We start from the raw sequence: 13,759 nt of genomic DNA, 5'->3' as shown, positions 1-13,759 counted from the left end.
ACCCGGCGCGGCTCGGCCGGTTGAGTGTCCGGAATGGACACACGCACCGCGAGAATCACTATTGGCTACAAGGCATCGGCAGAACAGTTCGGACCGCGACCTCTGGTAGAGCTTGCCGTCCTCGCCGAACAGCGGGGTTTCGACTCGGTGCTGGTGAGCGACCATTACCAGCCCTGGCGGCACCGGAACGGGCACGCGCCCTTCTCGATGGCCTGGCTCGCCGCGGCGGGGGAACGGACCGAGCGGGTGCGGCTCGGCACCAGCGTGCTGACCGCGACCTTCCGCTACCACCCCGCCGTGGTGGCGCAGGCTTTCGGCACTCTCGGCGCGCTGTATCCCGGACGCGTCCTGCTCGGCCTCGGCACCGGCGAAGCGCTCAACGAGGTCGCCGTCGCCCGCATGGAGTGGCCGGGGTTCAAGGAACGGTTCGCCCGCCTGCGCGAGGCGATCGACCTCATCCGTCGCTTGTGGACAGAGGAGCGGGTGAGTTTCGACGGCGAGTACTACCAAACGGAGAACGCGACCGTCTACGACCGCCCTGCGCGGCCGGTGCCCGTCTACGTCGCGGCGGGCGGTCCGGTGGTGGCGAAGTACGCCGGCCGGACGGCGGACGGCTTCATCTGCACCAGCGGCAAGGGAATGGAGCTCTACACGGAGAAGCTGCAGCCAGCTGTCGACGCCGGAGCCGAGCAGGCGGGCCGGAAGCCCGGGGACGTCGCGCGCTCGATCGAGATCAAGCTGTCCTACGACACCGACGCCGAGTCTGCTGTCGCGAACACTCGGTTCTGGGCACCGCTGTCCCTGACCGCCGAACAGAAGCACGGCATCTCCGATCCGGTCGACATGGAGCGCGTCGCCGACGAACTCCCGATGTCCCAGGTCGCTTCCCGGTGGATCGTCTCCGCCGATCCCGACGAGGTCGTCGAACGGATCCGCCCGTACGTCGACGCCGGCTTCACCGACCTGGTGCTGCACGCGCCCGGCGGCGATCAAGCCCGCTTCCTCGAACTGGCCTGGCGGGATCTCCTGCCCCGGTTGCGAAGGCTGGGCTGAGAGCCCTGCCGAGCGGTCTTCGCAGTGCGGTGAGCCCACTGACTGCGCTGCGGGCGCTGCTTAGCCTTCCTCCGACGCAGCGTGGAGTGGACGGAAGGAGCGGCCGATGACGGCAGTCGATGCCCGGCCAGGAGAACCGAGTGCCGACCTTCCTCCGCCGGACGGGACGATCCGGCTGACGCTCCTCCTCGCGCGACGCGGCTGGTTCAGCGTCGCGGCCCCCGCTTCGGGCCTGGACCGGCCGTTGACCGGGTCTGCGCCGTGGGATCCTCTTCGGCGGCCCGGTCGTCACCAGCTGGTGCTGATGACGACACCCCGCCCGACTGCCGACGAACTAGCGCAAGCCTTGGCCGCTGCTGGTCGTGCGGGAGCCGCGGCGCTCGTCGTACGCGCGCTGCCCGCAGACCTCGACCTGACCGGTGCCGCCGTGCCGGTGCTCGTGGTGGAAAAACAGGCCGGATGGGTGGAGATCGACACCGTGGTGCGATCTCTGCTGTCCAGTGCCCGGTTCGGCGCCGTCACTCCGACTGCGAGCGGTCTCTACGACCTCGCCGAAAGCGCGGCCCTAGCGCTGGACGGCGCCGTAGTGATCGTTGACGCGGCCTTCCGCGTGCTCGCCTTCGGATGCGGCGAACCGGTGGACGCACTCACGAGCGAAATGGTGCTGGCCCGGCGTGTTCCGGCGGAATTGCGGGAGCGACTCGCCCAAGTCCGAAACGTCGTGCGCCTCGAAGGCCCCCGCTGGGCCGCCCCGATCCACTCCGGTCCGGCTGTCGGCGGCTATGTCCTCTGCACACCGCGCCGATCGTCCGCGTCCGTCGCGCGGGTGCTGGACGACGTGTCGACGGCCGCCGCTGCCTGGTTCGTCGACGAACCCGCCGGACGAGACGACGAAGACACGATCCGCGCCGAGCTGCTGCGCGGACTGCTGGCCGGTTCAGGATCGCTGGAAGCGCTGACCGAACGGCTCGGCCCTTCGCGACGGTGGCGTCTCGCCGCCCTCGGCGCGACCACCCCCGATCGCGAGGGCGCCCTCGCGCGCTGCGCACGGATGCTCGACCCGGCGGCCGCGACTGCCGTGCTGGGTTCCCTCATGTTCGTCCTGTTCCCCTCCACCCCCGGCTCAGGACCCGCCGATCTCACCGAACGCCTGCGCCGGCGTGCCTCGACAGGCGCGCCGCTGGCGGCGTGCCTCGGCCGCCCCTGCGCCACCGGCTCCGAAATCCGCGCCGAACTGGGCCCGCTCCGGCACGCGGCAGGTGTGCTGGCCGCCCGAAGGACACCGGCCACCGCCCACCTGACGGACCTGCTCCCGCACGTCCTGATCGCCGAACTGGCGGACCTCGCCGCCGAACACCCCGCCCTGCTCGACGGCTCCCTCGATGTGCTGCGCCGCGACCCGTCGCCCCGCGGCGCCGAGTACCTGAACACCCTGCGCTGCTGGTTCGACGCCGGCGGAGACGCCACCCGAGCCGCGGCCGCGCTTCGGATCCATCGCAACACCTTCCGGTACCGGCTGCAACGCATCGAAGAACTGTGCGCGGTCGACCTGGACGATCCTGTGCAGCGCTTCACGATCGAGCTGCAGACCCGGCTTTTGGTGTCTCCCAACGGACGCCCGCGAGGCCCCTGGCGAGACGGCTAGGGGTGGTCCGCAAACCGTACTGATCGGTATGTTTCGCCAGGTTTCGGGTCGGCGGACTGCGCACGCGAGCGAAGAATGGTGGGGAGAACTCGATGAAGGTCCTGTTCACGACGTTCGCGGCGAACGCGCACCTGTACAACCTGGTGCCGATGGCGTGGGCGCTGCGCGCGGCCGGCCATGACGTCCGCATCGCGTCCCAGCCGGACCTCTCTGATGCCATCACCCGCACCGGACTGCCCGCCGTCACGGTCGGCCCGGTGCTGAATCTGGGCGGACGGAACGGCAAGGACCAGGACCGGCCCGCCGGCAAGACGGTTTTCGACTGGGAGTTCGACATCACCGAAACCCGGGAAGATCGCCTCACCCTGGACTACGTCCGCGGCGTGTTCACGACGTGGTGCTCCATCGCGCTGGAAAACCTCGCCCACGACGCGGCGCTCGACGACGTCGTCGGGTTCGCGCGTTCGTGGCAGCCGGACCTGGTCGTCTGGGACGCGCTGACGTACCTGGGCCCGATCGCGGCGCGAGCCAGCGGCGCGGCCCACGTCCGGATGCTGTTCGGCCTCGACCACTGGGCCCGCATGCGCGCCCTTTTCGCCGACCTGGGCGGCGCCGGGGGAGCCGATCCCATGGCGGAGTGGCTGTCCGGAAAGCTCGAATGGTACGGCTGCGCCTTCGACGAGGAACTGGTCCTGGGACAGCGCACGCTCGACCCGCTTCCGCCCTGGACCCGATTCCCCGTCGGCGCGGACTGCCTCCCGGTGCGGCACGTCCCCTACAACGGCCCGTCGACGGTGCCGTCGTGGCTGTCCTCGCCGCCCTCCCGGCGTCGTGTCTGCGTCACCCTGGGCATGTCCCGCCGCGACCTGTGGGGCGACGACCAGTTCTCGGTCAGCGACCTTTTCGCCGCAGTCGCCGACCTGGACGTCGAAGTGGTCGCGACGCTGACCGCCAGGCAAGCGGAGTCGGCCTCAGCAGTGCCGGACAACGTCCGGCTGGACGATTTCGTCCCGCTGGACGCCCTGCTGCCCACCTGCGCGGCGGTGATCCACCACGGCGGCGCGGGAACGATCGGAAATGCCGTGGTGCACGGCGTTCCGCAACTGGTGATCCCGGGAAACATGTGGGACAAGGCGGGTTTGGCGGATCTGCTGGCCGCCCAAGGAGCGGGTCTGGTGCTGGAACACGAGCAGGTCACTGCCGGACAGCTGCGTGCGCAGTTGTTGAGGCTGCTGGACGAGCCGTCGTTCGCCACGTCCGCGGAGAAGGTACGTGCGCAGGTACTGGAAACCCCCGCGCCCGCCCAGATCGTGCCGGAACTGGAACGGCTGGCGGGTGTCCGAGACTGACGGCTGATGCACCCCGCCTCAGTTGATACGCTGGCGCTCCGGCAAAGGAGATATTCGCGCGCCAATACCAATGTGGACGATCGCCACGAAGCAGAGGGTCACGAAGCTGAAATTCTACGATCTCGAACTGTTCGCTGATGCTGGTGCTCTCGCACTCGCTCGTCCAAGATTGCTGCTCGCCGAGGGCGTCGTGTCGAGCGGTCCTTATCTCGATCGCGAGCGCCATGAGAAAGGCGTCCTGTCGACTCAGGGCAGTGTCGACTGGTTCGCTTCGGAACCCGTTGACGAGTTCAGGTTCGACCGGCGAACCGGCTTGCTGACCAGTGTCGCCTTGCACGTGCCGGACGCGCCGTTTCTGACTGGTCCCCACGGATCATCCGGCCGCCCGGCCAGCCGAGGCACAGTGCGGCTGGGGTCGGTTCGAGATTTCTTCGCACCTGCTACGCGCTATCGGCATTACCGGTCCGACGATACCTTGTTCTGCGTCGAGAATACCGTTGTATCGAACCTTTCGAAATTCGATGAGTTCGAGGTGGCGTCCGGTCTGTGGTTGCTCTTTGCTCCGGACGGCTATTGCGGCTGGCGACTGGCCGAGGCCTCTCGGGCGCTTGCTGATGCCGACGATTCTCCGATAGCTGCTTCATGCGACCTGCTGCGCGAGTGCCTGGCTGAATACTTCGACCTGACGTCGGAGGAACGGATAGACGAACTGATCTCCGGTGCCGGTAAAGCCTTGGGGCAGTTACGAAGCATCGGCGAGCGCCTGCAATCGAATGGTGGCCAGTCGTGCGACGGATGTCGAATTCTGCTCCGTCATGCCGAGGACCTGATGCGGGAATGGGGCAGGTGACCTGACGGGTTCATCGCCTCAGCGGGGCACGGCTGGGTATCGTGAGAGCGCCAGCCGTGCCTGGAGTGGCGTCCCCTGGCCGAGCGATGCACTCTGGATTCTGTGAGCGGAGGGAATGAGCGTGGCGGAGTTCTCGCCGGAGCTTGTGGCAGCTCTTGAGGCGGCAGGGTGGTATCGGGGGAGGCGGGTCGATGTCGAAGGCTGGCGTGCCGGTCTGACCGGCGAAGGGCTTCGCATGCCTGATGCGGCCGCGGAGTTCCTTTCTTCGTTCGGCGGCCTGAAATTCGATCTTGCTGGTCGGGGCATAACGCGTGGAAAAGAACCGGTTGACTTGGATCCGATGGTGGCTTCCGGAGAAGAGGGGCGCTATGTCGATTGGGGCTCGGAGATCGGACGGGTTCTCTTCCCGGTCGGCGATCTTGGCGGCGGCAGATTCTTTCTCGCGATCGACGATGTCGGCGAAATCTATTGTTTGGCGGATCGGCTCGGCTCGTTCGATTCCGGCGTCGACGGATTCGAAGGCCTGATTCTCGGTGTCATGCCGAAATGGCGGGACGCGGCTGATTCTTGAGTGTGTGAGCAAAGCGCACGACCTGATGCGGCTCGCCGGGCTTGCGCATCGAGCAGCTCCGCACCGAGATCTTCGAGGACACGTGTTCGTGTCCTCGTTTGCCCGCGAACCGGCCGTTCCGACTACGCGCGAGCCAAGTTCCTCGAGCTGGTTGCTTTACGCGGAGATGTTCTCGGGAAGGCGGGCGGCCGCCGGTGAGCTTCTGTCTTGGGATTTGCGATAAGGCCCGAGTGCGGCGGTGCGCAAATCCTGGCCGAAGAGAACTGAAGGCCTCCTTGCCCACGGCGACAAGGAGGCCTCCATCCGTCCACAATAGACTCAGAAACGCCCGTGGTACCGCGTCACCGGCACTTCAGGGCACCGTCGGCGATCGCCACTCCGGCGACCTTGCCGTCGGCCGTGGGGGTGAATTCGAAGCGCCAGCCCGGCTTCTCCGGAAGGGGCAGCTCGAACCGCCCGGCCGTGCCTTCCTTCAGGCCGCGCCCGTCGTACGCTTTGTGCAGGTCGGCCAGCGAGGATCCGACGCCGATCCCCTCCGCGGTCTTGGCCTCGGGCGGCGCGCCCAGCTCGTGCAAGCCGTTCTTGCCGAACGAGGCGCCACCGGCTGCGGCGAACGCCTTGTCGCGCTCTTCTCGCTTGCCCGCCAGATCGGCGCTCGCCATCGCGGCGTCCGCCGACAGCTGAGCAGCCTCCGCGTCCTTGGCGGCCGCCTTGGCCGAATCCGCGGCGGACTTGCCCGCGGGCTGCTTCGCGGCCTGGTCTGCCGCGTCCGCCTTGGCGTTGAGGTCGTCGGCCTTTCGTTGCGCCTCGGCCTCGGCGGCCAACCGGGCCTGGTCCGGAGCGGGACCTCCCTGCCAGCTCAGGACCGTGCAGCCGTCGAGCGCGGATACCGGGGCGTTGGCGAGTTTGCCGGTGGCGAGCGCCGCTTCTTTGGCCATGCCCGGGGCAATGCCGCGGTAACCGGCCGCGCCGAAAACCTCGGCTCGGGCGGCGGCGGTTTCCGACGGAGCGGAAGTGGCTTCCGACGAACACGCCGCCAGCGCCGAGACCGCGGCTATCGCCACGGCCGAACGGCCGATGGACATGACAAAACCCTTGTGCATCTGATTCCCCTCGTACCGGACCCAATCCCCTGGGTCGTCGTTCCCGGCGGACCGGGATATCGGATAACTTACCGGACCTTGGGGGCGGCCCCCATTGATTACCGGACGAGGCGACAGGGTGCTTTTGGCTAGCTGTCCGATCCGGAGGCTGGCCGGACGTGCTCGGCGGCCGTTTTGCGTGTTCCTGGGCTTGGGGTGCTCCTGAAAGCGCGGTGTGTGCGCGTCCCGCCCGTTCATCGGGTTTCCTTCGAACGGAGAGGACGTTCCTGCCGAGGGAACATCGGAGCCAAGAAAAGGAGAAGCCCGCGGAAACACGCAGGTACCACCGGTGCCACGCTGGCTTCGGGCTCGTCGGCCCCGGCGAGCCGCCCGCCGACGATCCAAGTGGGGGAGAAGCAGCGAGCGGCTCGACGGGAGCTGTTCGCCCCGAAGAACGTCGACCGGAGGCCGGAAGCGATGGAGCGGCGCGCCTGCGGCGGGAGGAGCCGAGGCCGCGTTCAGGAGGTTCCGGTCTCTCCGCGGGCTCAAGGATGACCGAAGCCGGGACCGTTCCCCGGCACCGGCAATACCCTTCCCGCTCGAGCCTCGGGAACGCGAACGTCGTGAGCCGGGCATCCCCTCGACAGAATGCTGAACGGGAACGCGGTCGAGAGGGTACACCTCGGCCCGGCTGCGCGGTTCCGACTTGGCGGGCACCATCGTCACCCAGTACCGCACGGTCAATCGTTCGGACGTCAGGATTCTCGAGAACGCGGTTGCTAGGGTGTCAACTGCTCCGCGGAGGTCAGGTGGCCTCGCCTGTCGCCGTCAGTCTCTGGGAGAGCCGATGACCGAAGCCCATGCCCCGTCTCTTGTCGACGAGATCGCTCGGCTCCTCGACTGGCGCGAAGAGTTCACGCCGGAAAAAGAGTGGTCAGACGTCGAACGCGAACTCGGCACACCACTGCCAGCCGACTACAAAGAACTGTTGAATCGCTTCCCTGGTGGCATATTTCGCGGGATCGTCATTCGCAGTCCTGTCGCGACTGAGCGGACGTGGATCAAGTACAAGCACGATCTTGACGTACTCCTGAACATCCTCGGCGACGAGGACCTCGAATACCTCACCGACGTCGACTACGGTCTCTTCCCCGAACCTGGCGGCTTGCTGCCTTGGGGAACTGACGGCCAAGGCGGAACCTTCTGCTGGATTACCGCGTCGACCGACCCGGACACCTGGAAGATCGCTTACCACGACCAAGGCGCAGACGAGTGGCGCGAGCATCCAGGCCCGACCGCCCGGCTTCTTCGCGAAATCCTGGCGAACACTGGCGAGGAAAACCTTCTGAAGTGGGATTTCACTGATATCGCCGTGAAGTTCATTCGATCAGCTACGCCGTAGCCGTGGCTGCACGATAAACTCATCCGGAAGGAACAGGATCCGATGGACGGTCACGAGTTCTGGGCACTCGTCTCCTTGGTGCGGCGGGACCCTCCAGCGACGGATCAGGCTGCTTTCGCCCCTCTGGAAGAGGAACTCGGCAGGCGCGGCGAAGAGGAGATCAAACAGTTCGAGGACATCCTCGCCCAGCGCCTGTACGACCTGGACCGGTCGGAGCTGGCCGCGGCGCCGTCCGCGGCCACCGGGTTGCCTCTCTCGAGCGATTCCTTCCTGTACTGCCGGGCAGCGGTGGTGCTGGCGGGGGAGCAGGCTTACCGGTCCGTTCTCGAAGACCCGGAGAAATTCGGTTCGTACACCGGGAGCGACGGACCTGAGGCTGAATTCCTGCTTTATGTCGCGCAACACGCCTATGAGATTTCGACCGGAAAAGAATGGGAACACATCAGTCCCGTCGACTACGAAACAGGATCGAACCCGGCGGGCTGGAACTGAAGCGGGATTCGGAGACGAAACGGTGAGGATTCGCCTCGTCGGAGAGCGAAGCACGGTCGAGCACCGCAGACAACAGTCTGCCGCCGCGCTCGCACGGTCTGGCAGGGCGCTCTCCAACTGTATCGCGACACAGCGTTGTGCAGGTCGAGCGTTCGATGCGTTGTTCGAATCCGCAGAGTGGTCCGCCGCAAGGACATCTGGCTTGAGCGTCGGTGGAGCTGACGCCTTCGGTGCAGTCCGCTTTCCGGGCGGCACGAGCTGGATCCAGGCCTCCGCTCTACCCTGGGAAAGGGAGGCATCGATGCATGCTGATTCGAGCGGACGAGGATCCGCGGGTTTTGCCGGGCCGGCGCTTCTGTGCGTGGTTCTGTCCGTCGTGTTCGCGGCATTCCTGATAGTGGCGGTGTACCTGTGGTCGCTCGTGCTGCCGGTATTGCTCGCGCTGGTGACGTGCATAGCCGCCGGTTATTTGTGGCGTGGGGACAAACCGCGAGCCGTGGCCGCGGTGCTGACGATTCCGTGTACCGCGGCGCTCGTGGTCGGCGGTTGGTATCTCTTGTCGCTGTTGTGAACCCCGGTCACGTGCGGGCGAGCGAGGCTGTTCTTGTTCGGCGACGGGTCGCCCGCCGGACCTTATTTGCACGCCTTCGTCTGGTGGGCGCCGAACTTGGCCTGGGCATTGGTGAACTGCCCGCCGTACCTCGACGACAGCTGCTGGGTCAGACCGGTGCACGAGAACGAGGTGTAGTCCAGGTACGCCTGTGCCGCCTTGGCTGCCTGCGCGTTCCAGTCGACATCCAGGCTGTCCACCGCCTGAGTGGCGACGTTCTTCGGGTAGCTGTCGCCGTACTTCGAGGACAGCTGGTCGATCAAGCCGTTTCGCGAGAAGGCGGTGTAGCCGAGATACGACTGCGCGGACTCGCGCGCCTGCTCGACCTGGGGCGGGTACTGGGGAGCCTCGCTGGTCGGGGTGGATTCGACCTGGGGCGGAGGCTCGCTGGTCGGGGCGGACGCGACTGGGGGCGTGGGCTCGCTGGTCGGGCTGGACTGGACCAATTGCCCGTTGATGCACGACTGTCCGGCCTGCAGCGGAGGGCAGGACCCTTGCGGCGAGTAGCCGGGTGTCGAAGCAGGGGTGGGAGTCACACCGCCGGCACCGAGATCGCCGGCATCACGACCGGAACAGGCGGTGAGGGCGACGGCCGCCGCGGCCGCCGCAGCGAAGAGGGCGACGCCCTTGATCATGAGGATGCTCCTTGACGCGAGGTGATTTGTAGTCGTGTGTGCTGCTCCGTTCGTTACGCCGGTCATGTCCACTTGGCTCAGCACGCCAGCGTCTGCTCGCCGAACGGTCACGTGCACAACCTGGTCCGGTTGATCGGCCCCACGTCGACGAAAGCCTCGCCCAGGCCTCGGAAGACGGTTCCGGGAGTTCTGCTGACACCCGAACAATCGCCCGCGGAACAGAACAGCTGCGCCTTTTTACCGGCAGGCACTTCTAGCATTTCGGTATTCGGTCGGCGGAAGTGTGCTCCGCAGGATGTGGCGGAAATAGCGGCCGGAGCCGCCCGGCGCGATCCGTCTCGAGTCGTGCCCGAAGTCGACGACAGGCGGCGGCGATCACTGCGCGGCGGGAGGACGGTGCACCGTCGCTGCTGATTCTCGCCTTCCCTTATGCGGTCCGCTCGGACTGCCCGGCCGCCGCTGCCGGCGTGAAAAGACTGGCGCCGCAGTAAAGACAGTCCGAATGCATCATTTTCCGGGGGTGCGCGCAGCAGAAATCGTTGGCCCTGTCCGGGGCACGCTGACCGTCGTGACTTGATCTTCCTCGCCTGACCGCCACATCGGTTGTCCGGGGGGCGCGTACGAGCCGCGGCGTTGTCAGTGCAGCGCCAGCGTGTCGGTGCCGTGCGTGTGCTCGTTCAGCCACCGGTCGAGCACGCCGGCCAGCCGCACCGTGTGCTGGGAGCGCCCGCCGCCGGGCGACCTCGCGGCGCCGGCGAGCAGGTTGGTCAGCTCGACTTCGAGCCACTGCTCGGCGACTTCCGCGTTCTCCAGCTCGAAATCGGGCATCGGCGGTGAGGACACGTCCGCTGGCGGAGGCGATTCGTGCGGGTAGAGCCGGGTCATCGCCAGCGTGGCGGCGTGCAGGTGGTGGTCCAGCAGCCGGGTGAGCGCCTCGCTGCGGGCGTCGGCGGACTCCTCGGCTTCGCAGGTGGCCCTGGCGTACTCCCGGACGAGGGAATGGAACCGGTACCGATTCGGCGTCGGCTGTTCCACCAGATGGTGATCGACCAGGCATTCCAGCAGGTTCGACCCGGTCTTCAGGGAGATCGCGCCGGCCAGCGCGGCCGCGGTGTCCGGGCCGAAGTCGGGACCGGGATGAAGGCCCAGCAGCCGGAACAACCGCTGGGGGGCGGCGCCGAGTTGCTGGTACGACGCGGTGAACGCGATGGCGACGCTGTGGTTGTCGAGGGTGAAATGGTCCAGCTGACCGTTCTTGCGCTCCAGCCACGCGACCAGGTGCGGCACCGTCCAGGACGGGCGGTGGGCCAGCCGGGAAGCGGCGAACTGCACGGCGAGCGGCAACCGGCCGCACAGTTCCACCGCCTTCACCACGTTGTCCTGCTGGCCGTTCGTCCGGCCGGTCGCGGCGACCTCGTTGAACAACGCGACGGCCTCGTCGACCGACAGCACGTCGAGCGACAGCGGGAGCGAACCGGGGAGGCCGACCAGCCGGTGCCGGGAGGTGATCAGGACCAGGCAGCCGGGCGAACTCGGCAGCAACGGCTGCACCTGCGCGAGATCCCGGGCGTTGTCCAGGATCACCAGCGCGCGCTGGTTCGCCAGCATCGCCCGCCAGAGCGCGGACCGTTCCTCCGTCGCGTCGGGAATCCGGTCGTCGGGCAGACCGGAGACCCGCAGCAGCGTGTCCAGTGCCTCGCGCGACTGGGTCGGGGCGTGGTCGAGCGTGAATCCGTGCAGGTCGAGGAAGTAGTGGCCGTCCGGGAACTGCGCGGCGAAGCGGTGGGCGGCGTGCAGTGCCAGCGCGGTCTTGCCCACCCCGGCCATCCCGTCGATCGTCGAGATGACAACGATGTCTTCGGCCGAGCGGTCGACGGCTTCCCGCAGCCTGGCCAGTTCCTTCTCCCGGCCGGTGAACCCGCCGGGGTCGCGGGGCAGGAACCGGCGACCGGACACCGGCGCCGGGGTCGGCTGCCTGTCGGCGCTGTCCTGCGCGGTCGACAGGAGCTCGTCGCGGGCGCTGCCGGACAATGCCAATGCCGCGGTCAATCGCCGTACGGTGTCGACCCGTGGGTCTCTCCGGCCGATTTCCAGCCTGCTGATCGTCCGGACGGACACTCCCGAACGGGTGGCGAGGTCCTCCTGTGTCATTCCGGCGTGAAGCCGTTGCCGGCGCAAGAGCACGCCGAACTCGAAGCCCATCCCCAGTCCCCCACAACGTATTCAGCGTCTCACCCACAACGTATTCAGCGTCGGCGGGGCCCGCTGCTCCCCAGTGCCGCGGTCACCTCGACTGTAGCGGCACTCAGCCGTTCGAGGTACACCCATCACGGTAGAAAGCTTCGATATATCCCGGTGCGTGCTTTACCATGCCCACCTGAAATCCGTCTGATGACTAATTCGGTGTGTGTGCCGCTGGCCGGACAGTCCGGCGGTCGGCCCAGGTGGGGGCGGTACCGGGCCTTCCCGGATACCGGTGTCCGCCGGGAGGTGCGAAATGGCCGGGAATAGCCGGCGGTCAGTCGTTTGCGATTCCCCGGCCGGACCGGATTCACGGGCTTTCGGAAGTGTCGCCGCGGCGTCGCGGGGAATAGGGGTTGACGGCTCTCGCCGGCGATCCGGCGGCCTGGGCCGAATGTGTCGGGTCGGTGGGCACGGAGCGTCACCGTCCGACGCCCGGGCGAGCGGCGGCCAGCGGAAATGCCGGGGTGATCTGCGGGCGGACCAGGCGGAGTGTCGGGTGAGTGTCGGGTCTGTGACCTGTACTCGACCGATCGGGTGCGCCACGATGAGGGCAAGGTGTGAAGATCGAACTGAAAATCCGGGTAACCGGGTCATCGATAACCTGGGGGGTTGGCTGTGACTGATTCGTTCGTCCCGTTGAAATGACGCACGACGGGGTTGGGCGCCGCGATTCGTGACGATTTTCTTCGTCATTCGCGGTCGGTCGAATTCTTTGCTGGGGAAGTTGCCCGGACCGCTTTCGGTCATGCTGGTGCGCTGTTGTCGGCGCCTGCCGAAGTGCTGTTCCGGGGTTGCTGTCGATTTGTGTCCGGTACGCGACAATTACTCGAATGGGGCCGCTCGTCTCCGATGTTTCGAGTGCGCGGTCACACGGAGGATTGGAAATGGCAAATACTCAATTCGTCGGTTCGGCGAGGCCTGCCGCGAGAGGGACCGCCTTCGTGCGCCCGATGCCGTCGGGCCGGGGCGAGCGGCGGGTGCTGCACGCCTCGTCCTACGGCGAGGAGGTGCTGACGACGCCGGTCGGGCTGCGTATTTCGTCGGGCCTGAACTTCGAATCGTGGGAGCGGGCCGGACGCACGCTCGCCGGCATCGTGGACTCGTCGTGCTGGTGGCTCGGCGACTGGCTCGTGTTCGGCAAGGACAATTACGTGGACCGGTACGAGACGGGCATCCGGGCGGCCGGGCTGAAATACCAGACCCTGCGCAACTACGCGTGGGTGTCCCGGAGGTTCGAGCTGAACCGCCGGCGGGCCCGGCTGAGCTTTCAGCATCACACCGAGGTCGCCTCGCTCCCCGCGGATGAGCAGGATTACTGGCTCAATGCGGCCGAAGAGCTGGACTGGACCACGAAACAGCTGCGTGCCGCCATCAGGGGCGCCCGCGGCGCCGGGTCGCTGGACGAGGCGCAGCCGGTCAGGACGCGGCACCTCGAGGTGCCCGGCAACCGGCTCCGCCAGTGGCGCGAAGCCGCGGACCGGGCCGGTGTCGGATTCGAAAAATGGGTGCTCGCCACGTTGGACCGCGCGGCGGGGGAGATCCTGGTGGAGGAGCCGGAAGAGGTGCCGGAACCGCGTCGGCCGTAAGCCCGGCCGGGCGCTCGGCATCGGCAGGCCGGGCGTCGGCCGGGCGGGCCCGGCGCGCGGTGCTTTCCGCTCCCCGGATGATGCCCGGTTGCCGGAGAATGTCTTGGCAACAAGACGACCGCACGCGGCGGACGACGCCCGCGTAATGATTGGCCAATTGGCGGATAGTGTCGAGCGGGTGAATTCTTGACCTGCTGTGAAGCTCGATGCTACCGTGGGTAAACAATCAATTCTTCTTGA

12 protein-coding genes are annotated in these 13,759 nt (G+C 67.2%); 9 read left to right on the top strand and 3 right to left on the bottom strand.

All coding sequences use genetic code 11. The features are described from left to right. Positions 1-33 precede the first annotated feature (33 nt). The 5 genes from fgd to ACZ7OI_RS08760 all read left to right on the top strand — a co-directional run bounded on the left by fgd (position 34) and on the right by ACZ7OI_RS08760 (position 5,468). A complete protein-coding gene (gene fgd / locus ACZ7OI_RS08780) occupies positions 34-1,053 on the top strand; it encodes a glucose-6-phosphate dehydrogenase (coenzyme-F420) (protein ID WP_470263582.1) in 1,020 nt (339 codons plus the stop codon). 106 nt (positions 1,054-1,159) lie between these two features. Then, on the top strand, positions 1,160-2,698 hold the full coding sequence (locus ACZ7OI_RS08775) for a PucR family transcriptional regulator (RefSeq protein WP_470263581.1): 1,539 nt from the start codon (positions 1,160-1,162) through the stop codon (positions 2,696-2,698). Between the two features lie 92 nt (positions 2,699-2,790). After that, a complete protein-coding gene (locus tag ACZ7OI_RS08770) occupies positions 2,791-4,047 on the top strand; it encodes an activator-dependent family glycosyltransferase (RefSeq protein ID WP_470263580.1) in 1,257 nt (418 codons plus the stop codon). A 70-nt stretch (positions 4,048-4,117) separates the two neighbouring features. Further along, on the top strand, positions 4,118-4,897 hold the full coding sequence (locus ACZ7OI_RS08765; RefSeq protein ID WP_470263579.1) for a hypothetical protein: 780 nt from the start codon (positions 4,118-4,120) through the stop codon (positions 4,895-4,897). Positions 4,898-5,018: 121 nt separating this feature from the next. Next, positions 5,019-5,468 carry an SUKH-3 domain-containing protein gene (locus tag ACZ7OI_RS08760; RefSeq protein WP_470263578.1) on the top strand — a complete coding sequence of 150 codons (450 nt, stop codon included), beginning with the start codon at positions 5,019-5,021 and terminating at the stop codon, positions 5,466-5,468. Positions 5,469-5,809: 341 nt separating this feature from the next. Here ACZ7OI_RS08760 and ACZ7OI_RS08755 read toward each other — a convergent pair whose 3' ends face one another. Further along, positions 5,810-6,553: a hypothetical protein gene (locus ACZ7OI_RS08755; protein WP_470263577.1), complete on the bottom strand. Its 744-nt coding sequence runs from the start codon at positions 6,551-6,553 to the stop codon at positions 5,810-5,812. Positions 6,554-7,397: 844 nt separating this feature from the next. Here ACZ7OI_RS08755 and ACZ7OI_RS08750 point away from each other — a divergent pair. From ACZ7OI_RS08750 to ACZ7OI_RS08740, 3 genes are all read left to right on the top strand, one after another. Beyond that, positions 7,398-7,952 (top strand): SMI1/KNR4 family protein, encoded by a 555-nt coding sequence (locus ACZ7OI_RS08750; protein WP_470263576.1) that lies wholly within the window; start codon positions 7,398-7,400, stop codon positions 7,950-7,952. A 42-nt stretch (positions 7,953-7,994) separates the two neighbouring features. Then, a complete protein-coding gene (locus ACZ7OI_RS08745; RefSeq protein ID WP_470263575.1) occupies positions 7,995-8,444 on the top strand; it encodes a DUF4240 domain-containing protein in 450 nt (149 codons plus the stop codon). 361 nt (positions 8,445-8,805) lie between these two features. After that, positions 8,806-9,015, top strand: a complete 210-nt coding sequence (locus tag ACZ7OI_RS08740; protein ID WP_470263574.1) for a hypothetical protein — start codon at positions 8,806-8,808, stop codon at positions 9,013-9,015. A 62-nt stretch (positions 9,016-9,077) separates the two neighbouring features. Here the strand turns inward: ACZ7OI_RS08740 and ACZ7OI_RS08735 are convergent, their stop codons facing one another. Further along, complete coding sequence (locus tag ACZ7OI_RS08735; RefSeq protein WP_470263573.1) at positions 9,078-9,689, bottom strand: Ltp family lipoprotein; 612 nt, start codon at positions 9,687-9,689, stop codon at positions 9,078-9,080. 636 nt (positions 9,690-10,325) lie between these two features. Next, positions 10,326-11,891: an ATP-binding protein gene (locus ACZ7OI_RS08730; protein WP_470263572.1), complete on the bottom strand. Its 1,566-nt coding sequence runs from the start codon at positions 11,889-11,891 to the stop codon at positions 10,326-10,328. A 926-nt stretch (positions 11,892-12,817) separates the two neighbouring features. Here ACZ7OI_RS08730 and ACZ7OI_RS08725 point away from each other — a divergent pair. Further along, on the top strand, positions 12,818-13,519 hold the full coding sequence (locus ACZ7OI_RS08725; RefSeq protein WP_470263571.1) for an LmbU family transcriptional regulator: 702 nt from the start codon (positions 12,818-12,820) through the stop codon (positions 13,517-13,519). Positions 13,520-13,759: the final 240 nt, after the last annotated feature.

Source organism: Amycolatopsis sp. NPDC114503 (assembly GCF_055633655.1).
This window is presented reverse-complemented; position numbering and strand designations above follow the sequence as displayed.